This is a genomic window from Streptomyces sp. NBC_00669, assembly GCF_036226785.1.
Classification (GTDB): domain Bacteria; phylum Actinomycetota; class Actinomycetes; order Streptomycetales; family Streptomycetaceae; genus Actinacidiphila.
In genome coordinates this window covers 1,748,881-1,767,499 of the sequence record NZ_CP109018.1, presented here as the reverse complement: position 1 = coordinate 1,767,499, position 18,619 = coordinate 1,748,881, and the positions used below count along the sequence as shown (strand labels likewise).

Annotated in this window: 16 protein-coding genes and 1 pseudogene; 9 read left to right on the top strand and 8 right to left on the bottom strand. The window is 75.8% G+C overall.

Annotated elements, in window-relative coordinates:
* The first annotated feature begins 160 nt into the window (after positions 1-160).
* Entirely contained in the window at positions 161-2,491 is a 2,331-nt protein-coding gene (locus tag OG896_RS07050) for a DUF5107 domain-containing protein (protein ID WP_329363437.1), read from the top strand.
* A gap of 42 nt (positions 2,492-2,533) precedes the next feature.
* Here the strand turns inward: OG896_RS07050 and OG896_RS07045 are convergent, their stop codons facing one another.
* Entirely contained in the window at positions 2,534-3,523 is a 990-nt protein-coding gene (locus OG896_RS07045; RefSeq protein ID WP_329363436.1) for a ketopantoate reductase family protein, read from the bottom strand.
* Between the two features lie 149 nt (positions 3,524-3,672).
* Positions 3,673-3,879: pseudogene (locus OG896_RS07040) on the bottom strand (transcriptional regulator); the annotation flags it as partial.
* Position 3,880: 1 nt separating this feature from the next.
* Between OG896_RS07040 and OG896_RS07035 the strand changes: the two are divergent.
* From OG896_RS07035 to OG896_RS07025, 3 genes are all read left to right on the top strand, one after another.
* Complete coding sequence (locus tag OG896_RS07035) at positions 3,881-4,048, top strand: hypothetical protein (protein WP_329363434.1); 168 nt, start codon at positions 3,881-3,883, stop codon at positions 4,046-4,048.
* Positions 4,049-4,201: 153 nt separating this feature from the next.
* Entirely contained in the window at positions 4,202-5,269 is a 1,068-nt protein-coding gene (locus OG896_RS07030; protein WP_329363433.1) for an RNA ligase (ATP), read from the top strand.
* Positions 5,270-5,393: 124 nt separating this feature from the next.
* Positions 5,394-5,822 (top strand): SseB family protein, encoded by a 429-nt coding sequence (locus OG896_RS07025; RefSeq protein ID WP_329363431.1) that lies wholly within the window; start codon positions 5,394-5,396, stop codon positions 5,820-5,822.
* Positions 5,823-6,024: 202 nt separating this feature from the next.
* Here OG896_RS07025 and OG896_RS07020 read toward each other — a convergent pair whose 3' ends face one another.
* Entirely contained in the window at positions 6,025-7,488 is a 1,464-nt protein-coding gene (locus OG896_RS07020) for a phosphatase PAP2 family protein (RefSeq protein WP_329363429.1), read from the bottom strand.
* A gap of 332 nt (positions 7,489-7,820) precedes the next feature.
* Here OG896_RS07020 and OG896_RS07015 point away from each other — a divergent pair, with 332 nt between their 5' ends.
* A complete protein-coding gene (locus OG896_RS07015) occupies positions 7,821-8,966 on the top strand; it encodes an aminotransferase class I/II-fold pyridoxal phosphate-dependent enzyme (protein ID WP_329363427.1) in 1,146 nt (381 codons plus the stop codon).
* Between the two features lie 50 nt (positions 8,967-9,016).
* Positions 9,017-10,183, top strand: a complete 1,167-nt coding sequence (locus tag OG896_RS07010; protein ID WP_329363425.1) for an MBL fold metallo-hydrolase — start codon at positions 9,017-9,019, stop codon at positions 10,181-10,183.
* 136 nt (positions 10,184-10,319) lie between these two features.
* Here the strand turns inward: OG896_RS07010 and OG896_RS07005 are convergent, their stop codons facing one another.
* Both OG896_RS07005 and OG896_RS07000 read right to left on the bottom strand, forming a co-directional pair.
* On the bottom strand, positions 10,320-11,015 hold the full coding sequence (locus OG896_RS07005; RefSeq protein ID WP_329373770.1) for a DedA family protein: 696 nt from the start codon (positions 11,013-11,015) through the stop codon (positions 10,320-10,322).
* The gene (locus tag OG896_RS07000) at positions 11,015-11,815 is read right to left on the bottom strand and encodes an MBL fold metallo-hydrolase (RefSeq protein WP_329363423.1); all 801 of its coding nucleotides are present in this window, start codon (positions 11,813-11,815) and stop codon (positions 11,015-11,017) included. Before OG896_RS07000 ends, OG896_RS07005 begins: the two co-directional genes overlap by 1 nt.
* A 220-nt stretch (positions 11,816-12,035) precedes the next feature.
* Here OG896_RS07000 and OG896_RS06995 point away from each other — a divergent pair, with 220 nt between their 5' ends.
* Positions 12,036-14,201, top strand: coding sequence for a phage holin family protein (locus OG896_RS06995; RefSeq protein WP_329363421.1), 2,166 nt, complete (start codon positions 12,036-12,038; stop codon positions 14,199-14,201).
* A gap of 69 nt (positions 14,202-14,270) precedes the next feature.
* On the opposite strand, the gene OG896_RS06990 is transcribed toward OG896_RS06995, so the two are convergent.
* Both OG896_RS06990 and OG896_RS06985 read right to left on the bottom strand, forming a co-directional pair.
* Entirely contained in the window at positions 14,271-15,041 is a 771-nt protein-coding gene (locus OG896_RS06990; RefSeq protein WP_329363420.1) for an SDR family NAD(P)-dependent oxidoreductase, read from the bottom strand.
* A gap of 154 nt (positions 15,042-15,195) precedes the next feature.
* Positions 15,196-15,777: a TetR/AcrR family transcriptional regulator gene (locus tag OG896_RS06985; RefSeq protein WP_329363418.1), complete on the bottom strand. Its 582-nt coding sequence runs from the start codon at positions 15,775-15,777 to the stop codon at positions 15,196-15,198.
* A gap of 97 nt (positions 15,778-15,874) precedes the next feature.
* Here OG896_RS06985 and OG896_RS06980 point away from each other — a divergent pair, with 97 nt between their 5' ends.
* On the top strand, positions 15,875-16,663 hold the full coding sequence (locus OG896_RS06980) for a Clp protease N-terminal domain-containing protein (protein ID WP_329363416.1): 789 nt from the start codon (positions 15,875-15,877) through the stop codon (positions 16,661-16,663).
* A gap of 168 nt (positions 16,664-16,831) precedes the next feature.
* Here the strand turns inward: OG896_RS06980 and OG896_RS06975 are convergent, their stop codons facing one another.
* The gene (locus OG896_RS06975) at positions 16,832-17,563 is read right to left on the bottom strand and encodes a class I SAM-dependent methyltransferase (RefSeq protein WP_329363414.1); all 732 of its coding nucleotides are present in this window, start codon (positions 17,561-17,563) and stop codon (positions 16,832-16,834) included.
* A 288-nt stretch (positions 17,564-17,851) separates the two neighbouring features.
* Here OG896_RS06975 and OG896_RS06970 point away from each other — a divergent pair, with 288 nt between their 5' ends.
* Complete coding sequence (locus OG896_RS06970) at positions 17,852-18,514, top strand: SLATT domain-containing protein (protein ID WP_329363412.1); 663 nt, start codon at positions 17,852-17,854, stop codon at positions 18,512-18,514.
* Positions 18,515-18,619 lie beyond the last annotated feature (105 nt).

The window sequence follows — 18,619 nt, the reverse complement described above, 5'->3', positions numbered from 1 at the left end:
CGACAGCGGTGGCGCAACGGGTCGGCGGACCGGGCGGACGGGACGTTTTACCTGGTTTCCATCAGTTTTGCCCAACCCTGTACGGTGCGGGCTCTGTTCAGCGGGCCGCGAAGCATGTTCCATGGTGATCACACGGCCGCCGTGCGGAAGGCGGCCGCCCGTGCCGGATGAGGTGGCCTTGGCCAGGACCGCGACGACCGATACGACCGCGACGACCGTGCGGCGCGCCACCGTGCGCATCCCCGCCGCGCCGCTGGGCCCGGAGAACCCGCTGCCCGCGCTCCACGAGCGCCTGGAGCAGCACCGCCTGGACCCGCACGAGCGCAAGGGCCTGCCCCCGGACATGGCCCGGCAGATCGGCTACGCCCCGCTGCGCACGGTGCTGCCGGTCCGCGTACTCGACGGCTACGGGCGGGACCGCGCGCCCGCCGAACTCGACGCCGTCGTCATCGAGAACGACCGGCTGCGCGCCACCGTGCTGCCCGGCCTCGGCGGCCGGCTCTACTCGCTGCTGCACAAGCCCACCGGCCGCGAACTGCTCTACCGCAACCCGGTGTTCCAGCCCGCGGACTTCGCGCTGGCCGGCGCCTGGTTCTCCGGCGGCGTCGAGTGGAACCTCGGCGCCACCGGCCACGCCGCCCACACCTGCGCGCCGCTGCACGCCGCCCGGCTCACCGCGCCCGACGGCGGGGAGATGCTGCGGCTGTGGGAGTGGGAGCGGCTGCGCGACCTGCCGTTCCAGGTCGACCTGTGGCTGCCGGCCGGCTCGGACTTCCTGTACGTCGGGGTCCGGGTCCGCAACCCGCACGACCGGACGGTGCCCGTGTACTGGTGGTCCAACACCGCCGTCCCCGAGACCGCCGACACCCGGGTGCTGGTACCCGCGGACGCCGCCTGGCAGTTCGACTACCACCGCACCCTCACCCATGTCGCGGTGCCGCGCATCCCGGACGGCCCCGGCGGCCCGGACGCGCAGGCCGACGCCGACGTCACCTACCCGACCCGGTTCGAGCACGCCGCCGACCACTTCTTCGACATCCAGGGCGACGACCGCCGCTGGATCGCCGCGCTCGACGGGCAGGGCCGCGGCCTGGTGCAGACCTCCACCGACGGGCTGCGCGGCCGCAAGCTGTTCCGCTGGGGCCGCGGTCGCGGCGGGCGGCGCTGGCAGGAGTGGCTCACCGAGCCCGGCACCGGCGGCTACCTGGAGATCCAGGCCGGCCTGGCCCGTACCCAGCTCGAACACCTGCCGATGGCCGCCGAGTCGGAGCTGTGCTGGCTGGAGGCGTACGGCCCGCTCGACGCCGACCCCGCACTGGTGCACGGCGCCGACTGGGCCGCGGCCCGCGCGGAGGCCGCGGCGAGCCTGGAAGCGGCGCTGCCCCGGGCCGCCCTCGACGCGGCCCGCACCGCCTGGCTCACCCGGGCCGACGCCGACCCCGAGCCCGCGGACCTGCTCGCCGCCGGCTCCGGCTGGGGCGCGCTGGAAGTCGAGCGCGGCCGCTACCCGCTGCCGGGCACCCCCTTCCCGCCCGCGACCCTCGGCGCCGCCCAGAAGCCCTGGCTCGAACTGCTGCTGGCCGGCGTGTTCCCCCGCCCCACCCCCGCCTCCGCGCCCGGGCCCACCCTGGTCTCGCCCGAATGGCGCGAACTGCTGGAAGCCGCCGACACCTACCCCGGCAACGAGTGGTACCGCGACTACCACCTCGGCGTCGCGCAGTGGGCGGCCGGCGACCGGGCCCAGGCGGTGCGCAGTTGGGAGCGCTCGCTCGCCGCCCACTCCTCGCCGTGGGTGCTGCGCGCCCTGGCCGTCGCCGACGCCGCCGCCGAGCGCACCGAACGGGCCGCGGAGCGGTACATCGCCGGGTACGAGGCGCTCGCGGACACCTTGATCGAGGCGCTCGCCGGCACCCCGGCCGATGCCCCCGCCGCCCCGGCGGACCCGTCCGCGGACCCCTCCGCAGACCTGCCCGAGGACCCGTCCGCGGCCCCGTCCGCAGCCTCGCCAGCCGCCCAGGTGGACCCCCAACCCGCCGAATCCCCACGGCAGTCCGCCCGCACCGCGCTGCGCGCCTACGCCCTGGAGGCCGTCCCCGCGCTGCTCGCCGCCGGCCGAGCCGACGCCGCCGCGCGCATCCTCGACCGCCCCGTGCCCGACCCCGGCGGCGGCACCTCACCCCTCGACGGCGGGCGCGCGAGGCTGCTGCGGGCCCGTACCGCGCTCGCCCAGGGCGACCCGGTCAGGGCCCGCGCGCTGCTCGACGAGGGCGTGGTCGTCGACGACCTGGCCGAGGGCGACGAAGCGCTCAGCGACACCTGGTACGCCGTCGCCGAGGCCCTGCTCACCGACGGCGCCGAGACCGCGGGCGACGCGAAGCCGTACGACGGCACGTCGGACGACGCGCGCGCCCGGGCCCGCCGCGAGCACCCGCTGCCCGCCGCGTACGACTTCCGGATGCGCCCGCAGGAGCCGCCGTCGGCCCACACGTGAGACGGTGAAGCGGTGAAGCGGTGAAGTGCGGCTGGGCGCGGGTCAGTTGCCCGCGCCCAGCAGCTCCGCGCGCTCCTCGGCCGTCAGCTCGCCGGGGGCGCGGCGCTCGCGGGCCGCGCGGTTCGCGGCGTGCCGCAGCGCCTCGTTGGCCGGCGTCGGCACCCCGAACCGGCGGCCGAGCAGCACGATTTCGCCGTTGAGGTAGTCCGACTCGATCGATCCGGTGCCGCGCGCCAGGCTCTGCCAGGTCGAACTGTGCTTCGCCTGCGGGGACTCCACCCGGTCCCCGCGCATCCGCGCCTGCTGCTCGGCGCCGATGTACGGGATGCCGGCCGCGTCCAGAGCCGCCACGCCCTCGGCCCTTGCCCGCGCGGCCAGTTCGCGCCGCGCGTCCTCGTCGGGGCCGAGCACCGCGTCCGCGGCGTTCGCCAGGTTCCCCAGCAACTTGGCGTACTTCCAGGCCATCACGTCCTCGGTGACCGGTGCGGCGAAGCCCGCGGCCGTCAGATCGGCGGCGATCGCCCGCACGGTCGGGTCCGACCCCGACGGGTAGCGGCCCAGGTGGAGCATCCCGGTCAGCGGCGCGCCCAGCGCGCTCACCACGCCCGGTTCGAGGAAGGACGCCGGCAGCCATACGCACATCCCGTACACGTCGGCGAACCGGCGCAGCGCCAGGCGCTCGTTCTCCACGCCGTTCTGCGCGCACACCACCGCGGGCCCGGTACCCGCGCGGTCGCCCGTGCCGGTGCCGTAGCCGTACGCGCCCCACGTGTCCAGGACGGCGGGGGTGTCCTGGGTCTTCACGCCGAGCACGAGCACGTCGTCGTCCCGCGCCGTCAGCTCCGCCGGACCCTCGACCGCCGGAATCCTCAACTGTTCTTCCCGGTCCGCAAGTTGGAGCCGCAGCCCGTGCTCGCGCAGCGCGTCCAGATGCGTCCCGCGGGCCACGAGCACGACCTCAAGGCCGCTGTCGAAGAGCCGTCCGCCGATGGCGCCGCCCACCGCGCCCGCGCCGATGATGATGTATCGCATGGTCGAACCCTCGTCGGCCGCCGCCCCGATGACAACTTCCGCCCCGCCGAAGCCCGGCGGACCCGTCACGGACCTGCCCCGGACCGGCCCCCCGGGCCTGCCCCGGCGTCCGGGGGCCCGCGCCGATCCCGCCGCGGCCGAGCCCCCGCTCACAGGCCGTCCGTCGACACGCCCAGGTGCTCCTGCCACGCCCGGCGGCCGGTGGCGGTCACGGCGAGCGCGCGGGACGTGCCGACCCGCGTGACCCATCCGGCGGTGAACGCGTGGTCGCACAGGGCCGCGCCCACCGCGCCCGCCAGGTGGGAACGGCGCTCGGTCCAGTCCAGGCACGCCCGCGCCCGCGGCCGGCGCTCCGCCGTGCCCTACACGATCAGTTTCCAGGCCCCGGACTTCTACCGGAAGCAGGGGTGGCAACTGCTGGGGGAGGTCCCCTGCGACCCGCCGGGCACCAGCCGCGTCTTCCTGACCAAGGACCTCGCCGCGCCGGGCGGGAGCGGGGCCGGACCGGCACCCCGGTCCGCCTGAATCCGTTGCCCCAGATCCGTTGCCCCCAAATCCGTTGGCCCCTAAAGCTGTTGGTCCCTAAAACCGTTGGCCTGTCGCCCCGGGCACGTCGCACAGTGGGGGCGCGGGCCGGGAAGGCGCCGCGGACACACGAACACCAAGGGGGGCACCACCATGTCCACGCTGCGCGTCACCGCCGAGCGGCTCACGATCCTCGACCACCCGAACGCGGACGCGCTGGAGTTGGCGCAGGTCGGGCTCTATCGCGCGGTGGTGGCCAAAGGGGCTTACCGCACCGGGGAGTTCGCGGTCTACATACCCGAGCAGTCCGTGCTGCCCGAGCCGCTGATCTCCGAACTCGGCCTGACCGGACGGCTGGCCGGGTCGCGGAAGGACCGGGTGCGGGCGGTACGGCTGCGCGGCGAGCTCTCCCAGGGCATCGTCTGCCGGCCGAGCGCGCTCGACGGTGTCGACCTGGAGCGGGCCGCCGCCGACGACGCGGACTTCAGCGAACTGCTCCAGATCGTCAAGTGGGTGCCCCCGGTGCCGATCTCGATGAGCGGTGACGTGGATGCCGCGCCCGACCTGCTGCCGTGGATCGACATCGAGAACCTCAAGCGCTACCCGGACATCTTCGCGCCCGGTGACCAGGTCACCGTCACCGAGAAGCTGCACGGCACCGCCTGCTGCCTCACCTACCACGCCGGCTCCGGCACCGTCGACGTCACGTCCAAGGGGCTGGGCGCCAGGCAGCTCGCGCTGAAGGAGTCCGACGGCAACCTCTACTGGCGCGCGGTGCACGGCTACGGCCTGCCCGCCGTGGCCGCCGCGCTCGCCGAGCGGCTGGGCGCGGACCGGGTCGGGATCTTCGGCGAGGTCTACGGCAAGGGCGTGCAGGACCTCGACTACGGCACGAACGCGGGCACCGGACTGCCCGGGTTCGCCGCGTTCGACGTGTGCGCGGACATCGCCGGGCAACTGCGCTGGTTCGACCCCGCCGACCTCCTCGACGGCGAACTGCCGCTCGTACCAAGGCTGTTCCACGGCCCGTTCGACCTGGACCGGGTGCTCGCCCTCGCCGCGGGCGACGAGACGGTCTCCGGCCGCGAGCTGCACATCCGCGAGGGCGTGGTGATCCGCACTGCCGACGGGAAGTACAGCCCCGCCGTCGGCGGCCGGGCCATCGCCAAGGTGGTCGGTGACGCGTACCTGACCCGCAAGGGAGGCACCGAGTACGAGTGAGCCGGGCGGCCGCCCGGGAGCGATTCCGGAAAACGGGCGGCATGCTCCGGCACTCGCTGGGTACGCGCCGGGTTCAGCCACTTGCAGACACCGAGCGCAGACGCGGCGAGAGGAAACCACGACGATGACCGACATCAATCCCAACGGTGCCCTGCCCCCTGCCCAGCGTGCCCTCCACGAGATCTCCCACGGCAGCGAGAACGTGATCGCGCTGAGCACCCTCGCCGTGAGCGAGGTGCTGCTGCCGGTGCCCGGCGCCGAGGAGCGCCCGCAGGAGCCCGACCCGACCGCCGCCGAGCCGCCGCGCGAGATCCAGCTCCCGGTCTACGAGCAGGAGGACGGCCGCCAGCTCGTCCCCGTGTTCACCTCGGAGACGCGGATGGCCGAGGCGCTGCCCGCCACCCGCCGCTACCGGCTGGTCCAGCTCGCGGTGCTCAGCGGAGCCTGGCCGTCGGACGACCTGATCCTGTCCATCGACACCGGCAACGAGGACGCGCTGAGCATCTCCGGCGAGGGGGTGCGGGCACTGGCCGGGCTGGTCGGCGGCAACTGACCACCCCGTCCACCCGGCCACGCGGCACGGTCGCGCGGCACGTTCCCCATGCGGCCCCGGCGGAAAACCGCCGGGGCCGCAACGTGCGGGTGCCGTACCTGCGCGTACGTACGTGTGCCGTACGTCCGTCCGGTTACGTGCGGGTCGCGTCCGCGTCGGTCGCGCCGAGCCGCTGAGCCGCCTGGCTGTCGGGCCGCCGGGCTCAGGCCCGGTACACGACCAGGCCGCCCGGCGCCTTGTCGAGCAGCATCTCGCCGGGAGCGGCCGCCACCTCCCCGTCGCACGCGAGGTGCACCCCCGCGCCCGGTACCCGCACCCGCAGCCTCGGCACGGCCGCCGTGGTGTAGACCGGCGACGAGGTGAGCGCCCCGGTCAGGGCGGCGCCCAGCATCCGGGTCCTGGCGAACGGCCCGCCGTCCACCATCCGCACGTCCAGCAGCCCGTCGGCCAGGTCACGCCGCCGCACCGGCGCCGGCCCCCAGCTGGAATAGCGGCAGTTTCCCGCGAAGAGCAGCCACACCGAGCGCGGCCGCCCGTTCACCACCACGTCGACCGGCTCGCAGGTGCGCAGCACGTGCACCGCCGCCAGAACGCTCGCCGGCCAGCTCCCCACCCGCCGCGACCAGCGCTCCCGCACCCGGACCAGGTCCGGGTAGGCGCCGATGCTGAAGGTGTTCAGAAACGGCGCCGCCCCGCCGGTCCCGTCGCCCACCCCGGTACTGCGGGCCACGTCCACCCGCGACGCCTGGCCCGCCGCCACGGCCGCCGCGGTCAGCTCGACCGACAGCAACCCGAGGTCCGCGGCGAAGTGGTTGCGGGTGCCACCGGGGAAGACCGCGAGCGGCAGACGGTGCCGCAGCGCGACCGCGGCCGCCTCCCGTACGGTGCCGTCGCCGCCGCACACCCCCAGCGCGCCACCCTCCCGCGCCGCCGACCTCGCCGCCCGCTCCAGCAGCTCGCCCAGGTCGTCGTCCTCCGTGCACTCCGCGACCGCTGCCTCCGGCAGGGCCGCGGCGATCCGCTCGGCCGGCGTGCTCAGCAGCGGCGGCGGGCCCGACGCGGTGTTCGCCACCACGTGCAGACCGCGCCCGTCGGGCAGCCGGGGCGCCCGCGCCGGCGGGCCCGATTGCGGGCGGCGCTGGACCGGGAGCAGCGCCCGGACCGCCAGCGCCGCGCCGGCGCCCAGCGCGGCACCCACCACCACGTCGCTCGGGTAGTGCACACCGGTGTAGACCCGGGAGAACGCCACGCTCGCCGCGACCGGCGCCACCGCCGCGCCCCACGCGCCCGACTGCGCGGCCACCCCCGCGGCGAACGCGGCGGCGGAGGCGGCGTGGCCGGACGGGAACGACGTCGTGACCGGCTGCCGCTGCAACTGCCTGATCACCGGGACCGCGTCCAGCAGCGGGCGCGCCCTGCGCACCGCGCCCTTCCCCAGCGTGTTCACCGTCAACGAGGCCAGCGCCAGCGACCCCACGCCCCGCAGTGCGGCCTTGCGGCCGTTCGGGCCGCCCACCGCCGCCATCCCCGCGGCGATCCCGAACCACAACCGCCCGTGGTTCGCGATCCGGCTCAGCCGCGGCAGCACGGGCTCCGCGCCCGGCCAGTTCCGCCCGGCCACCGCCGTGAACAGCGCCCGATCCCATTCCTTCCACGGATACGTCATGGGGCACAGCTACCCCCGCTCCCACCGCACGCACCTGTCGAAACGGTCACGGCGAGCCGTGCGGGCGGGGAGCCGTGCAAGGAGAGCCGTACTGAAGCCTGGGCACCCTCGCGCCAGGACGGTGCGGTTCCCGCGTGGCCGGAAGAACGGTTCCCGCGTGGCCGGCGCGCTCCGGCGGGCAGCCGTACCCCCGCTCGACGGGCGGGGGGTGGGGAAACGGGGGAAAGTGGGGGCTAGTGGGCTGTCTTCGCACCTGGAGGTGCGCAATGCCGTGGGCGTTCGAGGTGAGGCCCGACCCGGGGTTGCCGGTGCCCGGGTACTGGGGTGCGCGGATGGCGGGTGCGAGGGGCGGGACCGAGCCGGCCGGGGGCGGGCGGGAGCTGCTGGAGGCCGCGGACGGGTACTGGTCGAGGAGGGCGCTGCCCGGGGGCGCGGCCCATGTGCTGGCCGCGCCGGGGGCCGAGCAGCTGCTGCTCGCGGTGCTGACGGCGAGCGAGGGGGACCCGGTGCTGGCCCGCCCGGCCGCGGCGTGGCAGCACCCGGTGGTGCGGATACTCGGCCGCAGGGTGCATACGGTGCCGACCCCCGCGGAGGGCGGCGGCGTACCCGATCCGGTCGCGCTGCTGGAGACGGTACGGCGGGCCCGGGCGCAGGGCGCTGACCCGCGGCTGCTGGTGCTGTCGGCCGCGGACGACCCGAGCGGCACCGTCTCCGCGCCCGAGCTGCTGCATGAGACATGCGAGGCCGCGGCGGAGGCGGGCCTGCTGATCGTGTCCGACGAGACGTACTCCGACACGCTGCACCACCGTGAGACGGTCCTGCTCAGCCCGGCCGAGATGCTGCCCGAGCACACGGTGGTGCTCACCGACCTGGGCGCGACCCTGGTGCCCGCCGGGGTGCCGGCCGCGCTGGCCCGCTTCCCCGACACCGTGCACGGCACGTCGTGGCGGCAGCGCGCCGCCGATGTGCTGGCCGCCTTGCGCGCGGTGCTGCCCGCGCCCGTCGCCGCCGCGACCGCGTACGTGCTGGGCGAGCCGCCGGAGGTCGCCGAGCGCAGCGCCGCCGCGAACCGGGTGCACGCGAGGACGGCGGCGGCCGCGTACCGGGCGATCACCGAGGCCGGAGCGTCCTGCCGGCCACCGCAGGCTGGCTTCCAGCTCTACCCGACCGCCGGGCCGTCCGGACCACACGCGGCGCGGCAGGCCGAGGAGCGGCTCGGTGCCGTGCTCGGCCGTCACGTGCCCGGGGGCCATCGCTTCGGCGACGACCCGGAGGAGCCGCGGGTGCGGATCGCCACCGGTGTGCTGCTGGGCACGACCGAGGCCGAGCGGCAGGCCGCGCTGAGCGCCGCCGACCCGGTCGCGGTGCCGCACGTCGCGGCCGGGCTGGCCGCGCTGACCGCCGCGTTCACGGCGCTGACCGGCATGGGGGCGGTCAGCGGTTCGGCCGACACCGGATCGCGGGGGACAGGGGTCTGACTTACGTTCGTGGAGACGTTCCGGCCTGGCGGGGGAGCGAGGGAGCCCAGATGAGCGACCAGCGCGCGCACTCCCTGGCCGCGCCCGGAGCCACGGACCCCGCAGCCGCCGACGGGGCGACGGACCCCGCCGCCACGGAATCCGCCGCCACGGACCCCGCTGCCACGGAATCCGCAGCCACGGCGGATGCGCGGCCCGGTGGTCCGCGCGCCGCCGCCGGCCGCGGGCTCGACGCGCCCCGCACCACCGACGTGCCCGATCCGTCCGCCGGGCCCCGGCGCTGGCCGGCCAGCTTCGTGGACCGGCTCTCCGACCCGCTGCCGATGCCCGGGGTGCGCGACATCGCCCGGCTGGTCCGCGAGTGCGCGGTACGCCCGCCCGCGCACACCCTCAAGGACCTGCCGCTGCTGCCGGTCGCGCCCGAGCCGCTGCCCGCCGCCGGGCCCGGCACGGTGAGCGTGACCTGGGCCGGACACGCGAGCTGGGTGGTCAGGATCGGCGGGCTGACGGTGCTCACCGACCCGGTCTGGTCCCGCCGCATCCCCGGCACGCCCCGCCGGGTCACCCCGGTCGGCGTGCCCTGGCGGACCCTCCCGCCGATCGACGCGGTGGTCATCAGCCACAACCACTACGACCACCTCGACGCGCCCACGGTCAAACGGCTGCCGCGCACCACGCCCTGCTACGTGCCGGCCGGGCTCGGCGAGTGGTTCCGGCGCCGCGGCTTCACCCGGGTGGCCGAACTGGACTGGTGGGAGGGCACGTGGCTGCGCGGGGTGCGGTTCGACTTCGTGCCCGCGCACCACTGGAGCCGCCGCAGCCTCACCGACACCTGCCGGACGCTGTGGGGCGGGTGGGTGCTCACCGACAGCGCCGGGCACCGCGTCTACTTCGCCGGGGACACCGGCTACGGCGCCTACTTCGCCGAGATCGCCCGGGTACACCCCGGCATCGACCTCGCGCTGCTCCCCATCGGCGCGTACACGCCCCGCTGGATGCTGCGGCCGGTGCACACCGACCCCGAGGAGGCGGTGCAGGCGTATCTCGACCTCGGCGCGGCCGCGATGGCGCCGATGCACTGGGCGACGTTCCTGCTCTCCGGCGAGCCGCCGCTGGAACCGCTCATCCGGCTGCGCGCGGCGTGGAGGGCCGCGGGGTTGCCGCGCGACGCGCTGTGGGACCTGCCGATCGGCGCGTCACGGGTGCTGGTGGCGTGAGCGCGCACCGCACCCGGTAAGGACCGCGCACCGGGGCGACCACCCCTTACCGGCCACTACCTCTTACCGGCGCCCGGAACACCCCGCACCCCCCCGAACACCCCGCACCCCCCGAACACCCCGCACCCCCCCGCCGTCACGGCGCCGTACGCGGCTGCTCCGGCCCGTCCCCGTGTGCTCCGCGTTCCCCGCGGGCCTGCCGCACCTTCCGCACCCGCCCGCTGATCGCGGGCCCCACCGCGATCACGAGGGTCAGCGCCACCGCCAGCGCCACCCCCTGCCACGGCTTGTCGAAGAGCGACCCGCCGAGTATCCCGATGAGCTGGTACGCCGCCGCCCACGCCAGGCACGCGGGAACGTCGCCGCGTACGAAGCGCCGCATCGGCATCTCCGCCAGCAGGCACGCCACCATCACCGGGATGCGGCCGGCCGGCACCAGCCGGGACAGCACCAGCACCGCCGCCCCGTGCCGGTCCAGTTGCCGCTCCGCCCGCTCCAACGTGCCCTGCTCCGAACGCTCCTGGAGCCGGTGCAGCCAGCGCGAGCCGTTCCGCGAGCGCACCCCGCGCAGCCCCAGCCAGTACAGCGCCACGTCGCCGATGAACGCCGCCACCGACGCCACCGCGAAGACGAAGGCCAGCGCGACCGGCTCGGTCTGGTGGAACGCGACCACCGCCGCCCCGGACACCAGCGCGCCGGTCGGTATCACCGGCACCAGCGAGCCGAGCACCACCAGGAAGAACAGCGACGGATAGCCGATCGCCGACTGGGTGCCCTGCGACGCCGCCGGGTGCGTGGCGGAGTGCGCCGCCGCCGCGGCCAGGAAGCCGATCACCCGCCGCTCCCCTTTCCGGCCCGGCCCACGTCGGTGACCCGCACGCTGTGCCCGTGCGCCGGACGGTGCACCGCCACGCCCGGGGCCAGTTCGGCGGCGAACCGTTCGAACTCCCGGCCCGGCGTGTGGAACTCGTGCGGCCGGACCGCCTCCATCCCGATCGGCCAGTACGTGCCGTAGTGCACCGGCACCGCCGCCTTGGGCGCCAGTTCGGCCAGCGCCCGCGCCGCCCGCTCGGCGTTGAGGTGCCCAGGCCCCAGGAACGGACCCCAACCCCCCACCGGCAGCAGCGCGATGTCGCACGGCCCGACCGCCTCGGCCATCCCGTCGAAGAGCCCGGTGTCCCCGGCGAAGTACGTCCGCGCCTCGCCCGCCAGTACGTACCCGAGCGGCGCGGCCCGCTGCGGCCCGTACGGCAGCCGCCGCCCGTCGTGCGCGGCCGGCACCGCCCGCACCGCCAGCTCGCCGAACTCCACCACGTCCCCCGCGGCGACCTCGACCAGCCGCAGCCGGTCCCGTACCCGCCGCAGCGCCGGCACCGCGTCCTGCGCGCCGCGCGGCAGCAGCACGGTGGTGCCCGGCGCGAGCCGCGCCAGCGAACCGACGTGCAGATGATCGGCGTGCAGGTGCGAGACCAGCACCACGTCCGCCCGGGCGGCCTGCGGGGTGGGCAGCGCGCCGCGCCGCCTGCGCAGGTGCGCCAACCGCCGTACGAACAGCGGGTCGGTGAGCACCCGTACGCCCGAGTCCTGCACGGTCACCGTGGCGTGCCCCCACCACGTGATCTCCACCACCACGCCGCCACGCCCTTCCCGGCCACTCCTGACGACCGCCCGATCCGGCCGGTCGGACCCGGCGGGCCCGGCTGCTCGCGCCGCCGTTCGGCCGCCGACCTTGAGCGTATGCCCTGTTCCGCCGCCGATCACCCGTCGGACCTGAGCAGACCTGCGGATATGGCAGTCTGGAGAGGTGCCTCAGCCGGGAGAGAGTCGGAGACGGGCCGCGAGGCGCAGCGCCGTGCGGACCGTCGGCCGCGTTCTCGCGGTGTGGGTGGTCGCCTCCGCGACGCTCGCCGTACTGGCCGCGGTGCTGCCCGACTTCCGGCTGGAGTCGCCCGGCGGGGACAGTCCCACCCAGATCGCGGTCACCGCGGGGCTCGGGGCGGGCGCGTTCGGCGTGCTCAGCGCGCTGGTGTGGCCGCTGCTGGTCCGCGCGCTGCTGCTGGTGCCCGCGCTGGTGCTGGGCGCGCTGGTCTTCTTCCTCAACGGCTCGTTGCTGCTGGTCGCCTTGAGCCTGACCCCGCACGGCCGCGGCGAGGTCACACCGGCCACCGCCGTGGTGATCGCCGCCGTCATGTCCGCCGCGTCCTCGACGACCAGCACCGCGCTCGCCGTACGCGACGACGCCGCCTACGGGCGCCGGCTGGCCCGGCTGGCCGGCCGCGGGCGTCGGCACGCCGGCGACCCGCCGCTGCCCACCACCCCGGGCACCGTCTTCCTCCAACTCGACGGCGTCGGCCACGACGTGCTGCGCGACGCGCTCACCTCCACCCCGCCCGCGATGCCCACCGTCGCCTCCTGGCTCGGCGGCACCCACCGGCTCGCCCCCTGGCGTACGGACTGGAGCAGCCAGACCGGCGCCAGCCAGCTCGCGATCCTGCACGGCAGCAACCACGACGTCCCCGCCTTCCGCTGGTACGAGAAGGAGACCGGGCAGGTGATGGTCTGCAACCGCCCTTCCAGCGCCGCGGAGTTGGAGCGGCGGGCGGTGCGGCGCACCGGCTGCGGCGGGCTGCTCGCCGACGACGGGGCCAGCCGCGGCAACCTCTTCACCGGCGGCGCCGAGCAGTCCGCGCTGGTGATGTCGGTGGCGGCGCAGCGGGCGAAGTTCACCCGGTCCCGGTCCGGTTACTTCGCCTACTTCTCCGACCCGGCGAACGCCGTGCGCACCGCCTGGTCGTTCGCCGCCGAAGTCGGCCGGGAGATAGGCGAGTCCACCGCGGCCCGGCTGCGGCGCGACCGGCCGCGGATCAAGCGCGGCGGCCTCTACCCGCTGCTGCGGGCGTTCGCGACGGTCGTCGAGCGCGACGTGGCGGTCGCGGCCGTCATCGGCGACATGCTCGCCGGGCGCACCGCGGTCTACGCCGACCTGGTCGCCTACGACGAGGTCGCCCACCACTCCGGGCCGCGCAGCCGCGACGCCCGCAAGGTGCTGGCCCGGCTCGACCGCTCGGTCCGGCTGATCGCCGACTCCTCCCGCTACGCCCCGCGCCCGTACCGGATCGTGCTGCTCTCCGATCACGGCCAGAGCGCGGGGGAGACCTTCGAGGGTGCGTACGGAACGGGCCTGCGCGCGCTGGTACGCGCCGGGTGCGGCCTCGTGGACAGTGCCGCGGCGGGTGGGCGGCGCGGCGCGCGGCGGGGCGGCGGCGCGGAGGCGCGTACGGCGGCGCGGACCGCGCTGCGGCGCCCGGAGCGCGGCAGGCGGGCGGAGGAGGCGGAGTGCGACGGGCCGCCGTCCGAGCCGGTGGTGCTCGCCTCGGGGAACCTCGGACTGGTCGCCTTCCCCGACATCGCCGGCCGGGCCACGCTGGAGGAGCTGGAGCGGCGCTGCCCCGACCTGCTGCCGACGCTCACCGGGCACCCCGGGATCGGCTTCGTCCTGGTGCGCAGCGCCGCGCGCGGCCCGGTCGTCCTCGGCCGTGACGGCTCGCACGAGCTGGCCACCGGGCGGGTGACCGGGACCGACCCGCTGGCGCCGTTCGGGCCGGGTGCCGCCGCGGCCGTGCTGCGCGCGGACGCCTTCCCGCACACCGCCGACCTGATGGTCAACTCCGCGTGCGACCAGCGGAAGGGCACGGTGCACGCCTTCGAGGAGCAGGCCGGCTCGCACGGCGGCCTCGGCGGCCCGCAGACCCACCCGTTCCTGCTCCACCCGGTCGAACTTCCGCTGCCCGCAGGGCCGTTGGTCGGCGCGGAAGCCCTGCACCACCTCTTCCACGACTGGCTCGCCGCCGCGCCGGACGCCCCGGGGCTGCCTGCCCAGGCCGCCCCGCCCGCGCGTTCCCCGGGGACCGGGGGAGCGCCGCCGGTGCCCGCGCCGATGCCCGGCCAGGCCGCCGCCTGCCGCCCCGCCGACCCGGTCGGCGGCCGGATGATCGAGGCCAACGGCGGCAACGGGTAGGCCGGGACGGGGCGGCGCCCACCGCCAGGAGCGGGCCGCGCGGTTCCCTGGCCGCCCGGCATCCGCCGGCTACGCCGTCGCGGCTCCGTCCAGCACCAGGTCGGCGCCGACGGTGGACGCCGCCGCGGGGGAGGCCAGGTGCAGCACGGCGGCGGCGATCTCCTCGGGGGAGGACGCGCGGCCGAGCGGCAGCTCGTCGCGCAGTCGGGCCGCCTTCTGCTCGGGCGTCTCGCCGGGCCGGCTGGACATCGGGGTGTCCACGGGCCCGGGGCTGACCGCGTTGATCCGTACGCCGTCGCGGATGTGGTCCAGCGCCGCGGTCCTGGTGAGCACGCTCACCGCGGCCTTGCTCGCGGCGTAGGCGCCGAGGCCGGGCGCGCGGCGGTGCGCCCCGATGTTCGAGGCGATGTTGACCACGGCGCCGCCGCCGTGCTCCCGCATGTGGGCGATCTCGTACTTCATCGACAGCCAGATCCCGGTGAGGTTCGTGTCCAGCGCGTGGTGCCACTGCTCCTCGGTGATGTCCGCGACGGCCGCGGGCGGCGGGAAGACCCCGACGTTGTTGACCGCGACGTCGAGCCCGCCGAAGCGCCGCACGGTGCCGGCGACCAGCGCGCTCACCTCCGCCGCGCTGGTGACGTCCGCGGTGAGGGCGGCCGCCTCGCCGCCGTCGGCCTCGATGAGCGCGACGGTCTCCTTCAGGGTGCGCTCGGTGCGGCCCGCGACGGCCACCCGGGCGCCGTGGCGGGCGAAGGCGCGCGCGACGGCCCGGCCGATTCCGGTGCCGCCACCGGTGACCAGCACCGCCCGGCCGTCGAAGATCCTGGACTCCCCGGTCATGACGGGTCCCTCCCACATGGTTTCTTGGCTGGAACGATCGTTCTCGAAAAGGCCCGCAAGGGCTCTCAGTGAGGGCTCGAAGCAAGGGTGTGGACCAAGGGTCCGGAAGTGGTGCGCGGCGGGCCCGGGCCGGTACGATCCGGCGCCCGGCCGCTCAGTCCAGCAGGGTGAGCGCCTGGGCCGCCGCGTCCCGTGCCCGCTCCGCGTCGCCCCCGGCCTTGCCCACCACGCGGATGCCCTGGAGGAGCACCAGCAGCATCCGGGCCAGCCCGCGCGGGTCGCGTCCGGCCGCCAACTCGCCGTCAGCGCGCGCCCGTAGCAGCGCGGAGGTCAGGGCCGTCTCCAGCGCGTCCCAGCTCACCTCCACCCGTCGCGCGGCCGCCGTGTCGTGGGGCGCGAGCTCCACCGCGGTGTTGGTGACGAAGCAGCCGCGCCGCAGGTCGTCGCCGGCGGCCTGCTCGGCGAAGTCGGTGACGAGGGCGCGCACGGCGGGCAGCGCGGGGCCGGGCCGGGAGAGCGCTTCGAGCACCTGGTCGTCGCGGGCGCGCTGGTAGCGGGCGAGCGCGGCCAGGTACAGGTCGTGCTTGCTGCCGAACGTGCCGTAGATGCTCGCCCGCGCGATGCCGAGCGCCTCGACCAGGTCGGCCATGGAGGTGGCCTCGTAGCCGCGCCGCCAGAACAGGTCCAGGGCGCGGTCGAGCACGGCGTCCGGGTCGAATTCCTTGGTCCTCGCCATGACGACGACCCTAGTCTCATCGAGAACGATCGGTCAATAAAGACTCAATCGTCAACCCGTGGTTGACGATCATGGATCGTCAACCTATGGTTGACGCATGACTGGACAGCAGCCCGTACGACTCGACGACCTCATCGACTACGTCAAGCAGCAGCACCCCGGCGCCGATCCACTCCAGGACCTGGAGCACGCCGTGGGCGTCGCCGGGCACCTCGGCGACGTCGCGGACCACCTGATCGGCCACTTCGTGGACCAGGCCCGCCGCGCGGGCGCGTCGTGGACCGACATCGGCCAGCACATGGGCGTCAGCAAGCAGGCCGCGCAGAAGCGGTTCGTGCCCAAGGCCCCGGCGGACCTGGAGTTCCTGGGCGCCGAGGCGCCCTTCTCCCGCTTCACCCCGCGGGCCCGCAAGGCCGTCGCGGACGCCGAGAAGGAGGCCCGCATGGCCAGGCACTCATCGGTCGAACCCGAACACCTCGTGCTCGGGCTGCTCGACCAGGCCGACACCCTCGCCGTCCGCACGTTCGCCGAACTCGGCACCACCCCGGCGGCGATCCGCGGCGCGGTCGCCACTCCGGGTACCGAGGAACAGCCGCTCATGGGCCATGTCCCGGTGGGCGCGGCCACCAAGCGCACGCTGCAACTGGTGCTGCGCGAGGCGCTGCGGCTCGGCCACAACTACATCGGCACCGAGCACATCCTGCTCGGCGTGCTCAGCGACGAACAGGCCCCCTCCGCACGGGCGTTGACCGCGCTCGGGGTCAGCCACGAAGCAGCCGAGCGATGGCTGCTCGCGGAACTCGCCAGGATCGTCGAGGCGAACAAGGCGGCGGAGGCGTCGGCCGGCGGGGCGCCCGACGCCGAGGACGGCGAGTCGTCGCACTGACCGGCGCGCGGGAGACACTCCACCGGGCCGGCGCGGAGGAGACGTTCCACCGGGCCGGCGCGGAGGAGACGTTCCACCGAGTCGGCGCGGAGGAGACGCGCGAGCGGGCCGGGGCAGAAGGGGACGCGGAAGGGGGAGCGGGAGGGGCCGGCTCGAACGGCCCCCGGCTCACTCCTCCTTGCGCAGCGCCAGCAGCCGGTACACCGGGTCGGCGCGCGGCACTTCGGGGTCCGGCAGCAGCGACAGCCGCCGGACCAGCGCCCCGGACTGCTCCGGGTCCAGGGCGAGCGTCGACGCGAAGCCGCCGCGCGCCACCTTCCCCGCGGCCCGCGCGGGGGACATCCCCTGGCCGTGCCCGGTGAAGCGGGCCTCGCCCGAGCGGCGCAACCCGTGCTCGGCGCCCACCGTCTGCACCCGCAGCGCCGTGTCGTGGGCGGGGGTGATCCGGAAGGGCGCCAGGAGCCGGCTGACGTCGCTGTCCATGTCGTGCCCCGCGTCCTTGTCGACGGTGGCCACGAACACCCCGCCCGGCCGCAGCACCCGCGCGCACTCGGCGACCACCGCGGCCGCGTCCGGCAGCAGGTGCAGCAGCCACACCGCGCTCACCGCGTCCAGGCAGCCGTCGGCGAACGGCAGTCTGCGGCAGTCGCCCAACACCAGTCCGCTGCACAGCCGTTCGGCCGCGAGCCGGGTCATCCCCGTCGACGCGTCCACCCCGAACACCCGCAGCCCCGGCCGCAGCAACCGCTCGGTCACCAGCCCGGTGCCGCACCCCACGTCCAGCATGGTGCGGGCCCGCTCCGGGACCAGGGCGAGCACCGCCCGGGCCGCCGAGCCCGCACGTGGGACGCCCCCGCGGGTGGCGTCGTAGCGCGCCGCCTCCACGTCGTAGTCCAGCATGTCGACGAATCTACGGGCGCCGGATGAACGGCGGTCCACCCCGCGTCTTGCGCTCCGGTTACAAACCGGGCGCTGTGCAACGGGCGTGTGTGCTGGGGTGCGTGGGTCGGACGGCCCCCTCGGTGACCCCCTGCCGTCGCGCACACGCCATCGTGCTCACGCCGCCGCGCCGCCTTCGTCCCGCTCCTCCCGCACGCTTCCTTCGTCCCGCCTGCGCCCGGGCGCTGCGGGCCGGTACCCTCACGGCCGGGACCCGCACGGGGGTGCGGCGGGAGGGGAGCGGTGACCATGGCGGGCACGGAAGGTGGCGTGGCGGCCGGACCGCGCGGGTGGGGCCGCCGGGACCTGGTGCTGCGGCCGTTTCCCGCCGTCGCGGCCGACACCCCGGCCGCCCAGCGCCGGGCCCTCGCCGACCTGCGCGCATGGGCGGAGCAGGGCGCCGAGGACGCCATCGACTGGTATCTGCGCGACAAGCGGAGCAAGCGGACCGCGTCGCGGCTGCTCCAGGGCCTGGCGATCGTCTTCGCGGTGGCCGGCACCGCGATCCCGCTCGGCGCCGCCGCCACCGGCTCCCCCGGCCAGGGCTGGGGATACGTCCTGCTCGCGGCCGCGGCCGGCTGCAAGGGCTTCGACCACTTCTTCGGGCTGTCCGCGAGCTGGATGCGGGACATCACCGTCGCGCACGCGCTGCGCTTCGAACTCGGCGAGGTCCGGCTGGAGTGGGCCGCCGACGTGCTGAGGGCCGGGCCCACCGCCCCCGCCTCACCGGACACGCCGGTCGAACCCGCCGAGGTCGAGCGGCAGTTGGCCCTGATCGTACGGCTCACCGCGGCCGTGCGCGGGCAGGTCGAGCACGAGACGTCCACCTGGCAGGCCGAGTTCAGTGCCGCCACCCGTCAACTCCACGAGCAGGGCGGGTTGCCCGGCCAGGACCGCGCGCCGGGTGCCTGAATCACGTGACGGGTGACGCGTGACGCGCGGCGCCGGTACCCGTACCCGTATCCGTGCCGAACTCCCCCTGCCGGCGGGCTGGTTCGTATACCGGCCGGCAGGCCG